The 19,877-nt window shown below is 56.6% G+C and carries 10 protein-coding genes; 9 read left to right on the top strand and 1 reads right to left on the bottom strand.

Going from position 1 to position 19,877, the window contains the following annotated elements; all coding sequences use genetic code 11:
- The first annotated feature begins 42 nt into the window (after window positions 1–42).
- The 7 genes from M2401_RS04660 (at window position 43) to M2401_RS04630 (ending at window position 17,378) form a co-directional block, all read left to right on the top strand.
- Window positions 43–1,824 carry a hypothetical protein gene (locus M2401_RS04660; RefSeq protein ID WP_259100343.1) on the top strand — a complete coding sequence of 594 codons (1,782 nt, stop codon included), beginning with the start codon at window positions 43–45 and terminating at the stop codon, window positions 1,822–1,824.
- Between the two features lie 45 nt (window positions 1,825–1,869).
- Window positions 1,870–4,284 (top strand): hypothetical protein, encoded by a 2,415-nt coding sequence (locus M2401_RS04655; RefSeq protein ID WP_259100341.1) that lies wholly within the window; start codon window positions 1,870–1,872, stop codon window positions 4,282–4,284.
- A gap of 43 nt (window positions 4,285–4,327) precedes the next feature.
- Window positions 4,328–6,712 (top strand): hypothetical protein, encoded by a 2,385-nt coding sequence (locus M2401_RS04650; protein WP_259100339.1) that lies wholly within the window; start codon window positions 4,328–4,330, stop codon window positions 6,710–6,712.
- 65 nt (window positions 6,713–6,777) lie between these two features.
- Entirely contained in the window at window positions 6,778–9,072 is a 2,295-nt protein-coding gene (locus tag M2401_RS04645; RefSeq protein WP_259100337.1) for a hypothetical protein, read from the top strand.
- A gap of 61 nt (window positions 9,073–9,133) precedes the next feature.
- Entirely contained in the window at window positions 9,134–12,034 is a 2,901-nt protein-coding gene (locus tag M2401_RS04640) for a hypothetical protein (RefSeq protein WP_259100336.1), read from the top strand.
- A gap of 22 nt (window positions 12,035–12,056) precedes the next feature.
- Window positions 12,057–12,569, top strand: a complete 513-nt coding sequence (locus M2401_RS04635) for a hypothetical protein (protein WP_259100334.1) — start codon at window positions 12,057–12,059, stop codon at window positions 12,567–12,569.
- Window positions 12,570–12,662: 93 nt separating this feature from the next.
- A complete protein-coding gene (locus M2401_RS04630; protein ID WP_259100332.1) occupies window positions 12,663–17,378 on the top strand; it encodes an RHS repeat-associated core domain-containing protein in 4,716 nt (1,571 codons plus the stop codon).
- 119 nt (window positions 17,379–17,497) lie between these two features.
- On the opposite strand, the gene M2401_RS04625 is transcribed toward M2401_RS04630, so the two are convergent.
- Window positions 17,498–17,773: a response regulator transcription factor gene (locus tag M2401_RS04625; protein WP_259100330.1), complete on the bottom strand. Its 276-nt coding sequence runs from the start codon at window positions 17,771–17,773 to the stop codon at window positions 17,498–17,500.
- 304 nt (window positions 17,774–18,077) lie between these two features.
- Between M2401_RS04625 and kdpF the strand changes: the two genes are divergently transcribed.
- Together kdpF and kdpA are read left to right on the top strand one after the other, a co-directional pair.
- Window positions 18,078–18,167 (top strand): K(+)-transporting ATPase subunit F, encoded by a 90-nt coding sequence (kdpF, locus tag M2401_RS04620; RefSeq protein ID WP_259100328.1) that lies wholly within the window; start codon window positions 18,078–18,080, stop codon window positions 18,165–18,167.
- A gap of 8 nt (window positions 18,168–18,175) precedes the next feature.
- Entirely contained in the window at window positions 18,176–19,870 is a 1,695-nt protein-coding gene (gene kdpA, locus M2401_RS04615) for a potassium-transporting ATPase subunit KdpA (RefSeq protein WP_259100326.1), read from the top strand.
- Window positions 19,871–19,877 lie beyond the last annotated feature (7 nt).

Raw genomic sequence — 19,877 nt, 5'->3', positions numbered from 1 at the left:
AACTAATTGATGGCACTATAAAATCAGGCAGGAGTTATATTCATGGCATTCGCTTTGCCACCGCCTCAGGTTCCGGATCTTAAACCGGCCAACTATATCGATATGGATGAGTTGGGCAATGCCGACCTGCGTACTTATGTTGACTATCCGGGAATAAAGGTCGGCGACCGCTTCTGGGCGCGTTGGTGGGGTTGCGGTGCGCAGGGGCAAGCGGAGGACTATGTCGACACGTTGACCGAGGTCGATGGAAATCTGGACCCTGTCAAGGGTATGCCGGTAGACATCGAGAATGCATTGCTCAGGGCGCTGGATCAGGGCTGGGTGTTCTATTCCTACGTGATGGAAGACACCAACCAGCCGGATGACAGGGGTGAAGAATCGCTGCGCCGGTTCTTTTACATCGGCAAGCGGGATACGTCGGCGAGCGCTCTGGCGGTGCCACAATGCCGGGAGTCCCATGCCCTGAATATTGATCCTGGTTTGACCGGAATTAGCGATGTGACGTTCGTGACCCCGCCATACCGCGCCATGCAGGCAGGGGACAAGGTGACGCTGCAGCTGGATCTGTACTTTGCCGACGGCAGCAAGTTTGCCACGGTTTTCGAAGGCAATCCCCTGACCGAGGCCGAGGTAGGGCAGCCCATTGAGTGGTCGATCGAGTACACCAACTTCATGTTCATCGCTGACGGCCATGCGTTTGTGCGCTACGCCATCGAATATGCCGACCCCACTTCGACCACTGAGTCGGCAACCCAGAGACTGGAAGTCGTCAGCCCCTCTGCGGCGTTATTGCCTGCCCCGACCATCAAGGACTTCAGCGGTGGCGAGCTGGACCCGGAGGCCTACCCCGCCGGTATCAAGGTGCAAGTCGAGCTTTACCCCGGCATCCAGGTCGACGATGACGTGGTCTTGTATGCGAGCGCCGACACCCGCGAGGTTAAAACCCTGCGGGTCGACCCGACAACCATCGCCAGCCAGGTGCTGCAATTTACCCTCGACTCCGCCTGGTTATCGGCCAACAACGGCAAGTCTCTGGAGCTGGTGTATCAGTTCGCCAGAGTCGGTCATGCGGGCACATCGCAGCCCTTTTCCGTGATGCTGCGCAAGCCCCTGAACCTGCCGTTCCCCATTGTCGAGCGCGCAACTGTTGTAGGCGAAGGCGAGGGGACGATTCCTGCGGGCAATGTGATCAATGGCGTATACATCCGCGTTCCGGACGAGGCGGTCATAGGTGCGGACGATACCGTGCAAATGCACTGGGACGGCTTTGGCAGCACCGGCAGCCATGTCGCCGATCCTTCGCTGGCCGATTCCAGGCGTTTTTTTATTCCGGGTGCTGCGGTGCCGGCCAACATGGGCAAGCACGTGAGGGTTTACTACCGGGTTACTCCCCTTGGAGGGGCTGGCGGTTCTTCGAGCGTCTTCGATTTGCAAGTGACACCCATGGAAAGCGGTTGGCCGACCATTCAGTTCAGGCAGCCACCTGCGCAAAACAACGAGATTTCCCTGGCACAGGTCCCCGAGGCAGGCGCTGTGCTGGAGTTGGCCTCCTGGTCTTTTATGGCAGAAGGTCAGCGCGTTCGAATCAGGGCTGCCGGCTTGCCGGCCACTGACGGAAATGGCACCGAGGATATGCGTATCGGTGCTGCCGAGAGGGTAACCGAGGACGAGTTTTTCGAAGGACGTTTATCGGTCAAGTTGACCAGGGCTTTCCTGGGCGGCCTGACACTCAACCACCAATTCAGAGTAACGGTAGAAACCAGCTTTGACGACGGCAACGATTACCGGCCGTTCCCCAACATCAATATAGTGCTGCGGCAATAACGTGGGTCTGTAGTTAATTATCATATTTTGGCGGAGGGTCGTGTCATGGCCGGTTATTCATTGGAAGACTTGTTGAGATGGATGAGGGAGGCGGACATTTATAAGGTGATGTGGGGTTGGGATGCAATTGCTGCAATAAGTCGTGATAAAACCAATATCCTGTTATTGCAAGAGTACATTGCCCGCTTTACCAATAATTCATACTTTGAGCCGGTCTCCGGGGAAGTGCCAGTGGTTGCAGGCAATTGGCAAGAGCATTTTCACCATTTTATTCTGGATGCGCCACGCCTGTCGTTTGAAAATGCCGATATTAGCAATTCCAAGGCGAAGTTAACGTGCACCATTCTTGGCGGTACCCAGGTGACTATGAAGTACGAGGTTAACGTCTGGCTGGCGGAGAGGGTGGTTGATATTGACCCGCTGCAGGGGCCGAAATTATTCCTCGACTTGGATCTCATCAATGTCCCAGGTAATGTCGAAAGTGACGGGCGCATATACCTGGACTTGCAGGATAGTGACAATTTCAGGTTGACAATTGGAGAGTCTGAGAATGAACAGGCGATGGGAGGAAAATTTTTCCAGGAAAAATTCAATGAACTGGATCCGGATCAACAGATATGGGTCATGGGACGTATCGAGCCTGGTGCTGATGAAGTCATGCGACCACAGTTCTTTAAACTCAGGACAGATGCCAGTGACCAGGCGTCTCGTGACCCGCGTGCTCCCAGCTTTGGTGACGGTGCAATTCTGATTTTTATATGCATGGTTGGGGGCAAGGCCGGAGCGATTCCCGCAGATGATTACCGATATTTGATTCCGGATGATGCGGGCGGCGATTATTCCGCAACAGTGTTATTTGGTCGGGAAAGAGGAAGTTTGGGAATACTGTTAGACAGTGTCGCCGATATTATTAATAGTCATGATTTTGCGTATGACTATGATGAGGGCGGACATTTAATATCGGCGACCGCAAAGAGCGGTCTGCTCACTGTTGCCGCGTGGCAGTATCCAGTACCTGTTAATCCCATTGATCCCAATGATCCTGTCTTCTTGGTTAAAGTTGAGGTGGGTGAGTTTACATTGCCTGCTGATAGCAGCCATCCTCTTGTAATTCGGTGGAACGACAGTGAATTGTCAGCTGTAATGGAGTGGCAAACGAGGGCGGTAGTCCCCACTACCTTTTCTGCTGAGGGACATGAGGCTACGACGCAGAATGTCCTCTATGTACTTACCCTTCGTGCGGCCTATGAGCTTGTCGACAATGGTGTAGAGCCTGTACTTCTTCGTTGTACCGCTTTTTCAGTCGAAAAGCACACTGAAATTATTGAAGCTGGCAAGGGGGCAGGGACAAGTGATGTCTGGAAAGAGGTGTTCATACCCATCGCTGCAGGGATTGCCTATGCGATGTTTCATGATGTCCTTGTAAGAACGGTTATAGAGCTTGCCTTAAGGTTAGATTTTTCGGTAGCGGCTACTGTTGATCCATTCATACAAAAGCATATTCGACTCAACTTCGGAAAAGCCCTTGAGGGAGATATTATTCGCGCACCTCGAGATATCGGCTTTTTTGGTCGTATCAACCCGACCCGTACCAGTTTTCAGATCAGCCCGCTGCAACCCCTTATGGCTGTCGGCGGCAGTCAGCAGTTCAGCACCGAGCCGGCTGTGAACGGCCTGATCTGGACAGTGGCGGCTTTACCAGATCAGATCGGTGATATCGGCGATATTAATGCGTCAAGCGGGCTTTATCAGGCCCCAGCCGCGAGTGCCATTGAAGGGCGTTTTGTCCGGGTGCGGGTCACTGCCACTGATAGCGCCAGCGGTTATAGCAGCTCGGCGCTGGTGACGGTGCTGGTCAATGAGTTGACGGTCAATCCATTGATTCAACGATGTGACGCTGGCGGTTCTGTGGAGTTGAAGGCGGGTGCGCTGGGCGGCGGGGAGCTGGACTGGGAAATAAAGAACCCGGTGGAAGGTGAGAGTGGCTGGTTCGATCCTATTGAGCTGCCTGAGGGCAATCGCCGTTACGTGGCTGCACCGGCACCGGTGGAGCCGGTTAAAACCTATGTGCTTGATGAGATAGAGGTCACCCATACCGTCACGGGAGTAAAAAAATCGGTATGGGTCCTGGCAAGCCAGAAAGCGCCAATGCTCAAGTTAAAACCCCTGACGGAACAGACGCCCCTTCCCTCCGGCCAACTGCGATTGGAGGCGAACTTGAATGGACACAGAACTGCCGAATGGAGTTTGCCAATGGGAGGTCCTGGCTCGATCACCCGCGATGAGGAAGGTTATGGACTTTATATCGCCGATCCGCAGGCTGTCGACCGTTTTGTATTGATCTTCGCGAAATGGGACACGGCTGTGATCGGCATTGTTGAGGGGCATATTATTTTGCCGCTGCCGCTGGATGGGTTCCCTGCGGAACTTGAGCTGATGAAGGCTGCGCCAGGAAATTAACGACGCTTATTTATATCCATCGGGATCGCCAGGAGGTGATGTCATGGCCGACAATTCTTTGCAGGGTATTCTGGGCTGGATGAAAAACCCGCAGAGCGAAGTGATGTGGGGCTGGGATATCATTGCTGTTATGGACCGCCGCAAGATTAATGGCCTGTTGCTTCAGGACTATATTGCGCGTTTTTCCAGTGAGGCCTATTTGTCGCCCATCACTGATGCCGTGCAGGTCGTCCATGATCAATGGAAGGAATATATCCATGACTTTCTGCTGGATGCACCGCGTCTGTCTTTCGAACAGGCCACTTCGAATAATACCAGGGCGACACTGGCCTGTTTGATCATGGCTGGCGTCCAGCTAACGATGAAGCGTGAGTTCGGCAACTGGCTGGTGGAAAGGGTCGTTGAGATTGATCCCTTGCAAGGGCCGAAGTTATTCCTGGATCTGAATCTTGCCGAGGTAGCGGGTATCGTCGAAAGCGATGGGCGGATCTATCTGGATTTGCAGCACAGTGACAATTTTCGGTTGACCTTTGGCCCGACCGAGCAAGAACAACAGGAAGGCGGGCGTTTGTTCAGGGCAATATTCAATGCCTTGCCACCTGAAAAACGTATTTGGGTATTGGGACGTATCGAGGGCGGTACCGATACATTCATGCCACCGCAGTCCTTCGAACTTCGAACACAGGCCAATCCTCAGGGTTCCAGTGATCCCCATGCTGACAGCCATGGCGACGGTGCGGTATTGCTACTTATCAGTACGGTCGACAGCAGGGCTGGCGGGACGCCCCCTGATGATTATCCGTATTTGATTCCGGATGATGTCGACCAGGATTACTCTGCCGCCGTCTTGTTCGAACGAGAACAAGCCTGCGTCGGGACACTGGTGGAAGGTGTTGCGGCTATTATCCAGAGTCACAATTTTATATATGCCTACGACGGGCGTGGGCACCTGGCCTCGGCAACAGAAACCGCTGGTCAGATTACGGTTCCCGCGTGGCAATACTGGACGACCCCCATTCCAACTCTTGATTCGACATTCATCATCATAAAAGTTGAATTGAGTGCTTTTACATTGCCGGTAGATGAGGCTCATGCTTTCGTCATTAGATGGGACGCAAGTCACTCTTGCGCGGTCATGGATTGGCAAACAAGGGGCGTGGTAACCAGTGTTTTTTCAACGGAAGGGAAGCCGCCTGTTACCAGTGCGGTGGCTTATTCAATTGTGCTATCGGCGACCTATGAACTCATGGATGACGGCGTGGAACCGGTAACCTTACAGCGCACCGCTTTTTCAGTCGAGAAGCACTTTGAAGAGGTGGGAGATGAAGGTCGAGCGGCCGAGCGCAGTGGCTGGGCGATATTTATACCCATCGCCATGGGACTGGTATTCGCGGCGTTTCATGATTTTCTGGTGAAGTCCGTTATTGAGCTGGCGCTGAAAACCCGGTTTGCCGTTTCCTCGGCTATCGGGCCTTTTATACAAGAGCACGTGAAACTCAATTTCGGCAAGGCCCTTGAGGGAGACGCCATTCGTGCTCCCCGGGATATCGGTTTTTTTGGCCGTATCAACCCGACCCGCGCCAGTTTTCAGATCAGCCCGCTGCAACCTTTGATGGCCGCTGGTGGCACTCAACCATTTACCACCGAGCCGGTTGTAAGCGGCCTGACCTGGACAGTAACGGCTTTGCCAGGCTGCAGCGGGGATATCGGCAGTGTTACAGCGAACGGGCTTTATCAGGCCCCTGCCGCAAGTGCCATCGAAGGGCGTTTTGTCCGGGTGCGGGTCACCGCCAGCGAAAGTGCCAGCGGTTATAACAGCTCGGCGCTGGTGACGGTGCTGGTCAACGGGCTGACGATCAATCCATTGATTCAACGATGTGACGCTGGCCGTTCAGTGGAGTTGAAGGCGGGTGCGTTGGGCGGCGGCGAGTTGCGCTGGGAAATAAACAACCCGGTGGAAGGTGAGAGCGGTCGGCTCGAACCCGGTGAGTTATATGAGGGTGATCGCTGTTACGTGGCTGCACTGCGGGTAACCGAAAAAACCTATGTGCTGGATGAAATAGAGGTCACCCATACCGCCACCGGAGCAAAAACATCGGTGTGGGTCCTCGCGGTTCAGAAAGAGCCGATGTTGAAATTGAAACCCTTGACGGAACCGGCGCCTCTTCCCCCCGGACAACTAAGATTGGAGGCGATCTTGAATGGGCACAGAACTGCCGAATGGAGTTTGCCGATGGGCGGCCCCGGTTCGATCAGTCTCGACAACGAAAACTATGGGCTTTATTGCGCAGATCCGCAGGCCAGCGAACGTTTTGTATTGATCTTCGCGAAGTGGGATACGGGTTCTATAGGCATCGTTGAGGGGCATATTATTTTGCCACTGCCCATGGACAGGTTCGCCGATGAACTTGAACTGCTGTGTACCTGACGCAGAGATTAATTAAATACACCAATTGAAGTTAATAAGTATGGATATTACCTGGAGGTTATGTCATGGCCGGTTATTCGGTGGAAAGTCTGTTGGCGTGGATGAAGGATACACCCCGTCTGTTCGGTTGGGATGGTGTGATGGCGGTCAGCAGTGACAAGGTCAATGCTGTGTTGCAACAGGGTTACAAAACCCAGTTGAGTGAGGGGATTACTCATCAAGTGCCGAGTGGGCATATCGATATTGCCGATACCGATATTTCATATTACTTCTCCCATTTCATATTGGGCGCGCCGGTGTTGTTGTTCGAGTCCGGGTCTTTTGATATTCCCACGTTCCCGGTTCAGATGCCGATCGTGTCGGGAGTACTGACCCAGGTGGAAACGATACTGGGCGTCGCCCGTGTCTTGCGGCTGTCCGCTTATGAACCGACAAACGGGCCGCTGTTGCGTCTGCAATTGCGGTTAAGCAGCGAGGCAGGAAAGGTCGACGTGGACCTGGCCCTTGGCGAAGAGCCGGTGTTGCTGTTTCCGGGAGCGGAGCACGAGAAAGAGCGGATCGGTGAGTTTTTCCAGGCATGGTTGCGTCATCCCGATAACGAGGGACGGGTCTATCCATTAAGCGTATTTACCGAGCAGGGCAACGCGATGTTGGCGGTGCGCAGGGTCGATATCCGCACGCAACTTGAGGATGCCAACAGCAGCCAACCAGAGAAAAAGGGCGCTGTATTGTTCTTCCTGACCACGGAGTACGGCGTGACAGGCGCGTTTCCCGGCAACGAAGGGGATATCAGGTACTTGATTCCCAACGATGCACAACCGGTTTATTCGGCGACCTCGCTGTTTTCCCAACCTGTGCTCTACCGCGCGGCATTCGGCAATTCGGTGCTGCAATTGCTGGAGGGCGCCGAGTTTCGCTTCGACAAGGAACCCGCCGAACCGTTACGGCAGATGACCGCCCTTGCCGGCAGTTTTCAAGTGGCTGCCGGTCATTATCGGGGCACTGAGTATGAGTTTCAGTCCGAGCCGTTCACGGTTTCGGCGGCCGGCGGTCAGCAACCCTTGACTGTGACGTTCGAGTCGGCCAAGGCGAGCCAGACCTGGCAGTTCCCCTGCACGGTGACGTTCAGCTACAGAGCCGTGGGCGGTACGCAATGGACGCCTCTTACCGCCAGCTTCAATGTCAGCCTTCGGCATGAGTTTCTGCTGTGGGCCGACGAGAGCGGGGCGCGAGCCCTGGAGGGGCAGCTCTTCAGCCCTTATGGCGATGACCAGGAAGTGACCCCGGTATCCGGCCTTCCGGGCAATCTTGACCCTCTGTTGCTGCAGCAAATCAAAGGGTTCATTGCTTACACCATCAAGGGCGCGCTGCTCGAACGCTTCAGTCAGACCCTGAACACAACGGCCACCGAAAGCTTCGTGGAGCAATGGACGCTGGCGGGCGAGCAGCGCGTACAGCCGTTGGTCAAGGCCCTACCCCATGACCTGGCGATGTTCGGCCAGGTGGGGGCTGCTCAGGATGGGTTGCATATTGTCGAGCAAAGCCCGCTGCTGCTGGCCGGGGCCAGTTTGCAGTTCACTACCGAGCCGCCTGGCCAGGGCCTGCGCTGGTCACTGGAAAATGCTCCCGGCAGCGAGGGCAACCCAGGGACCATTACTGCTGATGGGGGCCTGTATCGCGCGCCACCGGCGCACACCATGGCCCAGGGACTGCATCGGGTGCTGGTGGTCGTCAGGGATGCCAGCAACCGGGTCGCGACTGCGTTGGTCACGATCCAGGCCTACGGCGTCAGCATCGATCCTTTGATCGAGGTGTGTAACTACGGTGAGAGCGTGACCTTGACTGCCGGAGTTCTGGGCGATGGCGTGCCGCAGTGGTCCATCAAAAATCGGGTGGAGGGGGAGAGTGGCGAGCTGATTGGTGACGATCCGCAGGGCGATCGCACCTACGTCGCCCACGGTGACGTCTCAGGAAAGAGCTACGTACTGGATGAGATAGAAGTTCGCGACAGCCTCAGCGGCCAGGCGCGATCAGCCTGGATGTTGGTTATCCAGAGCAAGGGCGTGGGGCTGCACGTCAGACCCAGGGCCGACGCCAGTCCAGTGGCAGGGCAAATCCAGCTGGAGGCGGTGATCAATGGCACCGTTCAGCCCGACACGCAATGGCGCCTTGGCGCCGACAGCCCAGGGGAAATTTCCACCACCGGTGGTCTCTACATCAGCGATCCGCTGGCGCCCCAGCGTTTTGTGTTGATTCTGGCTGAGGTGGATATCCCGACCTTCGGCCGCTTCGAAGGCTATTTGATCCTGCCGCTGCCATTGAATGACTTCCCTGATGTGCTGGCGGCACTGGGCCAATAAATGAGGGTGCAGCCGCCGTGCTGCCCACAGGAGGAACACCATGGCAAATTTAAATACCTTATTGGAGCGCATGCGTCGGGGCTCCGTCACCCAGGGCTGGGGTGCCGTTGCGGCGTTCAGCCGCAGCAAGCTCAACCATTTGCTCGAGCAGCAATTTATAGAGCGCTTCCAGCACCTGTCCTTTTTCCCGTTCTTCATGGGTGAAGTGGCGCTGGATGACCGGCGGACCCACGTTGCCCGCCTGAGCCGTATCGAGCTGGGCGCGCCGTTGCTGTCGTTCATCACTGCATCGATGCAGGATTCCCGGGCCCTGTTGACGATGAATATCGTGTCCGGCGCTTACGCCGTTGAGCATCAAAGCGCAGGTGTTTCGACGGAGATTGCTTCGGTGCTGACGATCACCGAGCCGATGGGTTACCGACTGGAAATGCAGATCGACCTGTCCATGGTGGTGGGAGAAATCGACCGTCGGGGCAAGGTACACATGGACCTGGCCAAAGCAGTGAGTTTTCGTTGCAATCTGGCGGGTCCGGATCTCGATGACCCGGCTAACCGGCGCCTGGCTGATTTCTTCGCAGCGGAGTTCAAGACGCTGTCGCCCGATCGCAGCGTGTTTCAGTTGGGCATGCTCGACTTCAAAAGCTACAACGAGCTGTCGCCTACCCGTTTTCGGGTGCTGACCCAGGCGGCAGATGGTTCCAGGGTCCGGGGCGCAAAGAATTTTGGCGATGGCGCTGTGGTGGTGTTTATCCGTCTGCGCGCTAACACGGGCGACGGAAACTATCCCCCAGCCGGTGACTTCCCGTTCCTGATCCCGAATGACCAGGTCAATGGCGCCGATAAATACTCGGCTTCGCTCGTCCTCAGCGAAGAGATGTTGGGTTATGTGGGCGAGGATCCGCCGCAAGTGGTCAACAGTCTGCTGTTTCCTGGCGCCAACAAGTTCGAGAAGGTCGAGCAGCATACGCCTCGCGATCTGGCCATTTTCGGCAATATCGCCCCCACCCAGACCAGCTACCGCCTGGAACCGTCGTTCAAGAGCATCAAGGCCGGGCAGACGCAGACATTCACCCTGCGGGACTGGCAAGGGCAGGCGGTTCAAGCCAGCAGTTGGCAGGCCGTCAGCCTGCAGAGCCATAGCGCAGAGGGGCACGGCAGCATCAGCAACGGGCTTTACAGCGCGCCCTCGGCCACGATTATCGGCCGTGACACGCTGCGGGTCATGATCACCGCCACCTACAACCACGAGGGCAGGACGCACACCGTCCTGGCCCTGCTGCTGGTGGCGTTCGATGAGATGGTGGTGGCGCCGCGGGTTGCGACCAGCCTCGGTGGCAGCCAGGCCCGACCGCTGTCATTGAGCGCCTCGATGCTGGCCGGCGGCGCAGTGAGTTGGGCGTTACGCGGGGCGGAGTACGGTGAGCTGAGCGAGGTCGGCACTGGCGCGGTATTTACCCCGGATGCCCGCTCCGGGAGAAAGGGCCTGCTGGTCCAGCAGGTCGAGGCGCAGGGGGTAGAGAACCAGGTGGTATCGCTGCTGCTGATCAATAGCCAGCAGCAACTGCGCGTCGACCCACCCTATGTGCCACGGCTTGGCCGGTCCACGACCGTACAGTTGCAGGACGATTCGTCGTTGTTGCCGGGGCTTGAGCGGCGCTGGAAAGTCATTGGCGGCGGCGGCAGTGTCGATGAGCAAGGGCTTTTCACCACCGCTGCGGACGGCATCAGCGCCAGCAGCGTGGTGAGCTGTGAAATTGTGCGCAATGGCGTGGTGTTTGCCAGTGGCTATAGCGTCGTTGATGTATCCGAAGTGATCGAGGAGCCTACCTGGGAAGAGTTGGCCATGTTCATCGTCCAGGTGCCGGGTGGTCAGGAAAGTGGGAAAAGAGGTGAGTTGTACGCCAACGGCTATCAGCAACTGCGCGTGAAGGTTTCCACCCAGACCATGGCTGTCGACGGGGTGTATTACGCGCTGAGCCCCTTAGAGCAAGCCTCGATGCGCCTGGCGGAGTATCCCAGCGGCAACAAGGTTGATTTCCTTGATGGTAAGGATGAAGGGATTGCCGAGGATCTGGAGGGAGAGCGGGCGTGGCGCGTAAACCTGCAACGTAACCGTTTCGACCTGGCGGGATCCAATGTGGCGAGCGGGCAATTGACTAATGCCCCGCCCCCACCCCTTGAACAGATATTTTATTTGCACACCCGGCATGACCCGAATTCTTCCCAGGACTTTGAGGCCACTTTCCAGGCTGATCGGACTTTGCGTTGGCACAATTCCACCGATTATACCGATCAGCACGCCAAGATAACCGTCACCCCGAAACGGCCACCTAATTATGAGGCGAGCAATTACCACTTCGATTTGAAACGCGTCTCCCCGCTGAACGGCCCTAATGGTGAACCGTCTCCTGAGCCGCCAAGTTCAGGTCCGGAAGATGATCCTTTCGATCTTGAATTGCAGACCATCGATTACTGGAAACTCGGCTGCAAACACCCGGACACTAATGAATCCATGAATTTCATGACCTTGGAGTTTCTACCGGAGTCGGACAACGACGCGATTAATACGTCCATGATTCTATGGGAAAGTGAACAGATGGCGGAAATCATGTTCAGTTGGACGGGCTATATTTTTCGGGAGATAAAAAAAGAGTCGGAAGAACCCGTTCCGCCTCCGCTAAAGATCAGTTTTGATGATGCCATCAAGGACGTTGTCAGAAACGAATCGCTGGATATTGATGTTCACTCGTCGTTCGAACAGGGCAAGCTGGTGATCAGCCTGCATCGTTCGGACCGGATTCCTTATATCCGCTCAGGGAATGCCGCGCGAGACAAGTTATCGAAAAGCTTGATCGTGCTGCTCAGGGATCAGCAGGGTAATGCTCATTGCCGGAAAATCTCGTTTCGGGCTGGGAGCACGGGCGAACGTAATCGACTTATGCATACGCTGTTTACACCATGAGCAATACTAGAGGATATTTATCATGAAGCTGTTCAATCAATCGCTGGCGGGATTGTTGCTTGTCGCCGGCCTGGCAAACCCGTTATATGCCGACACTGCATCGCCTGATACGAAACAGGCCGTGCGTTATCTGGAACTGGCGGAGAAGGTTGATGATAACGGGGTTGGCACAGGGAAGACTTGCAGGATACCGGCTACACAGTCCTTAACTATCAATCTGAACAATGACGATGAGGATACATATGACTGTACTAATGATGAGCATGACTACTTTAAGTTGGATAACGTTCGTTCCGCCGTTATCATAACCTTTGGAGAGGAGGCGTGTAATAGTGGCACTATTAACGGTTGGGAGTTCGAACTGAGAACCATCATCGACCCTATCACTACGCCTTGGATATCTTTGATAAAGCTCAAGGATCGGCTGCGGGGAGATATCATTTCACGTGGTGTCAGGCTGGAGAGGAGCCGTCAAGGTGGAGACGGTGGCGATGAATTGACTTGCGTGAAGATTAAAGTTTCAGACCCAGGCTAATACACCTGTCGTGGTTAATATCCACGCCCGGCACGAATTGCCAAGTTTAAAATAACTACCTGGTTATCCAGTGATTGCTGTGAGTACCTGATCATGACTATTTCAACGTCCGTACATTCCAACGCCTTCAACTTCATGAGTTTTTTGCAGAATGGTGTCGACCCCCGCACCGGGCAATATACGGTGTCCATCACCTTGCCCGAGCTCAAGACCAACCAATTACGTGGTCCAGGCATGCCCCTGACCCTGAGTTATAACCCGCTCAATAATCAGGACAGCGGCTACGGCTTGGGCTGGAATCTGCAATTGTCGCAGGTTGCCAATAACATCGTGTCCCTGAGCAGTGGTGAAACTTTCCAGGTCACCGGGACGGAATCCGGTAGCACGCGCCTGCTGATGAAGGAGCAGAAAATTGTCGGTTTCCGCCTCTACAAGCAGGACGACACGCATTACCGATTGGTGCATAAATCCGGACTGGTGGAAATTCTTGAGCTGCGTGGCAGTAGCGGCAATCAGGTGGCGTTGCCGGTGCGTATCCTGGCCCCTGAAGGGCACGGCATTACCCTGGAATACCGTGCTTTCAACAGCAGCTACCAGATCCTGAGCTCGATCAAGGACGATTCAGGCCAGACCCTGCTCAGCCTCAGTCGCGAGGATTTTCAGGTACTGATCGAGCTGCACGCGGCAGACGGGCCGCCGGTGCCGTTCATCATGAACCTGGCCACCAGCCATCGATATGCAACCGAGATCGTCCTGCCTGTCGAGAATCAGGCGTCCTGGCGTTTTACCTATGCCGAGCAGCTCGGGCTGATGTGCATGGAGACGGTGGACACGCCTGCCGGTGGCCATGAGCGGATTTTCTATCAGGACGACGGCCATCCATTTCCCGCTACCAGTGGCCGCGATCCGTTGCCACGGGTGACCCGGCACCTCAGCGAACCGGGCTTCGGCCAGCCGCAGATCGATGTGCTCTACGCCTACAAGGACAATCTGCAACGTGAGCGCAACTTTCTTGGCGCGGGCCTGCCTGTCTCCTGGGATGAAGACGGTCAGGACAATCTCTACAAGCACGTGGGCGCATACGAGTATCACTGCACCGAAACCCTGCACGTCGCTGATCAGTCGGAGCCGGTGCGCACCATTAAACGGGTGTTCAACCAGTTTCACCTGCTGACGCGGGAGACCACGACCCAGAACGATAACGAGAAGACGCAGGAGACCCATTATGGGCTGAAGCCGGACACGCACTTTGAAAATCAGGATCCTGATTGCCAGTTGCCCAAGGAGGTCATCACGACCTGGCGGGTCAATAACACCTCGCGGTTTCGCAGCGAGACCGTCAGCAGCCGCTACGACATCCACGGCAATCTGGTGCAGCAGACTCAGGCCAACGGTGTCGTCGAAGAAAGCAAATGGTACCCGGCCGAGGGCACAGATGGTTGCCCGCCGGACCCTGAAGGGTTTGTCCGCAACGTGCAGGAGAAAATAGTCAGGCCCGCTGCCTCCGAGCATGGCCAGGCCCCGACGCTGTGCACCCGTTATCGCTACATGGCCTTGCCGGCGATCACCGGCAGTCAGGGCAATGACTGGCTGACGGCAGAGAGTGAGAAATTGGTAAAGACCTCCCCTGGCGCCGAGGAGGAGCTGCAAAACAGCCTGTTCGAGTACATCAACGACCCCGACGACGCCTTTGCCCATGGCCGCATCGAACGCCAGACCCTGACCATGGGCGGCCTGGCCACCACCACCGGCTTTGAGTACGACACGCTGCTCAGCCCGATCTTTGGTGAGAGCGTGCAGCGCACTGTGCAGACCCTCACCGGGTTTGATGGCGAGCAGAAAGTCATCACACTGGAGCACTCGATGCTCACCGGGGAGCCATTGCTCAATCGCGACGACAATGATGTGGAGATCCGTTACGCCTACGACAGCCTGAGGCGCGTGGTGCGTGAGACCGTTGCCCCCGGCACCGACGATGTAGCGTCGCGCAATTACGAGTATTTCCTTTGCGCCACTGTCGATGACCAGGCCGAGCAATGGATGTTCGATGTCAAAGAGGTCAAGACGTGTACCCGCTTTGATGGCCTTAACCGAGTGGTCTACGAGGAACGTGCCGACGCCGATAATCCTGCGCAGCCCGATACGCCACGCCAGACCTACAGCGCACGCTATGACGGGTTGGGCAATTTGAGCGAAGAGACCGAATTCGACTGGCTCGATGAACAGGCCCTGGCACTCAAGACGGTCTATGAATACGACGACTGGAACGAGCAATACAGCGCGACCGGCCCGGACGGCGTCAAGAAGGTGGAACAGACCGATCCCATCGGTACGATCAATTCCCGGGGGCCGATTCAGGAAAGCTGGAGTGAAGACAGCGCCGCCCCGTCAACCCAAAGCGGGAAGACGGTCACCTGGCTCAATCTGTTCGAAAAGCCGACCCGCATCGAGCGCCGGAACCTGGACAACGCCGTGATCGGCCTGAGCCGTTATGACTATGACGGGTTGGGTCGCAGCATCAATGAAGTTGTCGGGCTGCCCGTTAAAGAGCGCGTTACGGTTTACGCCTACGACGCCTTCGATCGCGTCGTACAGACCAGCCTGCCCGTGAGCGCCATCGTGCGCCGGGAATATGCCGCCCACAGCAGCGAAGACCTGCCTGCCTCGATCAGCGTCGAACACAACAGCACTACCTATGTGCTGGGCACCCAGGCGTTCGATGGCCTGGATCGCCTGGTCAAATCGGTCGTGGGTGGCCGCGAGCGCGTCATGCGCTACGACCCCGGCATGCTCGAACCGAAAACTGTCACGACCCCCGGCGGGCAGGAGATCGCCTACGAGTACCGGCCGCCGTTGGGGTCCGAGCCGCTGCAACGCCGTTTACCCGGCCCTGACAATGTCATTGCCGATTACCAGTACGACTCCCGTGATGCCCGGCTGCTGCTGTGTGAAGAGCAGGGCGAACAGTTGCAACGCGAGTACTTCAGTACCGGCGAACTGAAAAGTGAACGGCGCGTGAGCCTGGACCAACACGGCAAGAAGCTTGCCGATTACACCATGGCGTACCGCTACAGCCGCCTGGGGCGCCTGCTGAGCTACACCGATGTGCTGGGCCAGGAGCAGACCTATGAGTACGACGGGCAGGGGCGGTTGGAGTCCACCACGCTGAGTACTATCCGCTCTACGTTCACATACGATGGCCTGGGCCGCATGGCCAGTTTCGAAACCCGTGACAGCGACAGCGGACAGAGCCTGAAAACCAGCCTGGAATACGATGCCCTCGACCGGGAAATCCTGCGCACCTTTGATCTGAACGGCGTACAGCAGCAACTGGAGCAGGTGTATGACGACATCGATGACATGACCCGGCGTACCCTGCGTGAGGGCGCACAGGTCATCCGTAATGAGGCATATCAATATGATCGGCGTGGACGCTTGACCCAATATGACTGCACCGAAGGCGAGCCGCCGGTGGATCCTTACGGTAACGCCATTACCCGGCAGGTGTTCATTATCGATGGAATGGATAATCTGACTTCGGTCCTCACGACCTTTGCTGGAGGAAGTAATGTCGCCCGTTATCTTTATGAGAATGGCGACCCTGTGCAACTGAGCAAGATCACCAACAATAATACCGGCGCAGGTTATCCCGCCGAGATCATTCTGCAGTACGACCTGGACGGCAACCTGACCCGCGACGAAGCCAGTCGCAGCCTCGCGTATGACGCCCTCAGCCGCTTGATCGAAGTCGGTACTCAGCCTTCAGGCAGCCAGTACCGTTATGACCCGCTCGATACGCTCAGCGCACAAACCCGTGGCGGCGAACAGGACCGGCGTTTCTATCGGGACGGCGAACTGGCCAACCAGATCCGGGGCAGCCAGAACAGCACGTTCATCCGTGGCGGCGACACCCTGCTGGCGGAGCGCCAGACAGGCATCGACAACGCCACCTTGTTACTGGGCATCGACGATAACAACAGCGTTCTGCGTGAAGTCAGCGAAGACGTCACCAGCACCAGTGCCTACAGTACCTACGGTTATCGCAGCGGCCCGGCGCCGGCCATGGGCAAACTGGGTTTCAACGGCGAACTGGCTGAAGCCGACAGCGGCTGGCAACTGCTGGGAAACGGTTATCGGGCATATAACCCGCTATTAATGCGCTTTCATAGCCCGGACAGTGAAAGCCCGTTTGGCGAGGGAGGGGTGAACAGTTATGCGTATTGTGAGGGGGATCCGGTGAATTTTACGGATCCGACGGGACATAGTATTGGTACATTTTTCTCAGGTTTAGCCCGAATTGTCACCCGCGCGAAAACGACCGCGTCGAAGATAGCGAAGAACATTCCGGCGGAATTAAAAGCGGTGCCTAAGGGTAAAACGGTAGCAAAATTACACCGAGTTAAACCTCAGGACCTTGCAGATGTTAAAGAGGTATTTGACGTGAGTATAAAAAGAGGGAAAAGTGGATATAATCTATTGAAGGAACAGGTGTCTGAGGCTATCAAGTACACGAATGCCACTGATTCGAGTGTCGACAGCCAAAAATGGTTTATTGACGCGACTGATTCGGTCGCTAAAAACTTGAATGATGCCTATGGTGCGAACACATCATATAACTCTCTTAGAGCAAACCTTACAAAGCCTGGCATCACGAGTGAGGCCAGGAGAACTAATGCGGCTGCGCGGTCTGGTAAGCAGGTTGTCTCTGAAGTTAGCTATAGTCGGAAAACTCCCCTGTCAAATGAAGTAACTAAACAACGATTGGAAATGGATCGTGCTGCCAAAAATATTGCCAGGCGAAATAACTGATGCCTCATAAGTGTTCTGTATTTTTACAGTGTGTCGGGCATGAGCGGAAATGCAATTTTGCCGCTCATGTTCAGAATAGGCTGCCCTATTGTTCTGGGTTTATTAGTCGTATTTTATTATCAATGCAACACAATCAACCCCTGATCAATCGCCTTCACCAATGCCGCCCGCAACGAGTTAACCCCGAACTTGCGGCGAATATTGCATAAGTGAAAGTTTACCGCGGCCTCGGTTCTACCCAAAATGCGGGAGATTTCCCAGGCGGATTTGCCCAGGGCCGCCCATCGTATGACTTCCTGCTCCTTGACGGTTAATTGCACAGCGGGGGTGGTCTCGATCTGTTTCGCCTGCCAGGCGATATCGAATGCGCCGGTTTTTCTCTGATAAGTGTTCATGGCTAGTCCTGCGCCGGAGGAAAGGCCCACACGATAACGCCACGTAACGATTCTGAAACCTGTCAAAACTATCAGGAGGCACAATGATGGCGTTGCTCGACCAGGGCCCGGAACTACTTGTCCACGGCAATTCTAGTCGGTTTTTTTAACCGGTCGGTGAGCCGCCGACGCCCGGCCACGGTGCTGTATCGCAGAAATTTACGCCATCTTTACGCCTTGCCCGGGGCCTCGCTCTCGTTCCTTTACGCCCCTGCTGCGGACAATTGCTCACACGCGGCAATCGCCGCAGCGACGGAGAGTTTCGATGAACGTTCTGGATGGGGTGTCACTGCTGTTGGCGGCAGGGCTGTTCGTGTACTTGTTGGTGGCGCTGCTGCGCGCCGGCCGGGTCTAGGAGGCGCCATGCACAGTTATGACTATCTGTTGATCCTGGCCTTTCTCGCCCTGGTATTGCTGCCCGCGCCCTGGCTTGGGCGTTTCTGGTTCCGGGTGATGGAAGGCGAGCGCACGCTGCTGACGCCGCTGCTCGGCCCGCTGGAGCGGGTGTGTTATCGGCTGTCGGGGGTTGATCCCAAGGTCGAGCAGAACTGGAAAACCTACACCCTGGCCTTGCTGATCTTCAACCTGGCGGGCTTTGTCTTGTTGTTCGCCATTCTGCTGTTGCAGGACGTGCTGCCGCTCAACCCGCAGAAACTGCCGGGCATGGAGTGGTCGCTGGCGTTCAACACGGCCATGAGTTTTGTCACCAATACCAACTGGCAGAGTTACAGCGGCGAGGCGTCCCTCAGTTACCTGAGCCAGATGGCCGGCCTGACCGTGCAGAACTTTGTCAGCGCCGCCACGGGCATTGCCGTGCTGGTGGCGTTCTGTCGCGGGATCGGCCGTCGTTCAACCCAGCATTTGGGTAACTTCTGGGCCGATATGACCCGTGCCACCTTGTATGGCCTGCTGCCGATCTGCATCGTGCTGGCGCTGTTCCTGGTCTGGCAGGGTGTGCCGCAAACCTTCGCTCACTATGTCGATGCCGTGACCCTGCAAGGCGCCGACCAGAGCATCCCTCTGGGCCCGGCAGCCAGCCAGATTGCCATCAAGCAACTGGGCACCAACGGTGGCGGTTTCTTCGGCGTCAACTCGGCGCATCCGTTCGAGAACCCTACGGCCTGGAGCGACCTGTTCGAACTGGTGTCGATCCTGCTGATCCCGGCCGCCCTGGTGTTCACCTTCGGTCACTACGTCAAGGACCTGCGTCAGAGTCGCGCGATCATCGCCTGCATGGTGCTGTTGCTGGCCATCGGCGGCGCCGTGTCGCTGTGGGCTGAATACCAGCCCAACCCGACCCTGAACATTGCCAATGTCGAACAGACTGCACCGCTGGAAGGCAAGGAAACCCGCTTCGGCACCACCGGTACGGTGCTCTGGGCCACGGCGACCACCGCCGCGTCCAACGGCTCAGTCAACGCCATGCACGACAGTCTCAACCCCCTCAGTGGCATGGTCGCCCTGGCCAATATGATGGTTGGCGAGGTGATCTTTGGTGGCGTCGGCGTGGGCCTCAACGGCATGTTGCTGAACGTGCTGATCGCAGTGTTCCTCGCCGGCCTGATGATCGGCCGCACCCCGGAATACCTGGGCAAGAAGATCCAGGCCTACGAGGTCAAGCTGCTGGTGGCAACCCTGCTGGTGATGCCGGTGGGCGTGCTGGTGCTGGGTGCTGTCGCGGCGAGCCTGCCCGGCCCGGCCGGCGCGGTGAGCAACCCTGGTGCCCATGGTTTCAGCCAGTTGCTCTATGCCTACACCTCGGCCACGGCCAACAACGGCTCGGCGTTCGGCGGTTTCAGCGCCAACACCACCTTTCACAACCTGATGCTCAGCCTGGGCATGTTCCTCGGCCGCTTCGGCTACATCCTGCCGGTCATGGCCCTGGCGGGCAGCCTGGCGCTGAAGAAACCCGCACCGCTGGGCCTGAACAGCTTCCCGACCCACGGCACGCTGTTCGTCACCCTGCTGACCGTAACCATTTTGCTGGTGGGCGGCCTGACCTTCCTGCCGACCCTGGCATTGGGGCCGATTGCTGAACACCTGAGCCTGGGTTTCTGAGGACACG

The sequence above is a fragment of the Pseudomonas sp. JUb42 genome, from assembly GCF_024807945.1.
Classification (GTDB): Bacteria; Pseudomonadota; Gammaproteobacteria; order Pseudomonadales; family Pseudomonadaceae; genus Aquipseudomonas.
The sequence above is the reverse complement of the archived record's forward strand: the minus strand, read 5'-3'. Positions and strand labels throughout refer to the sequence as shown.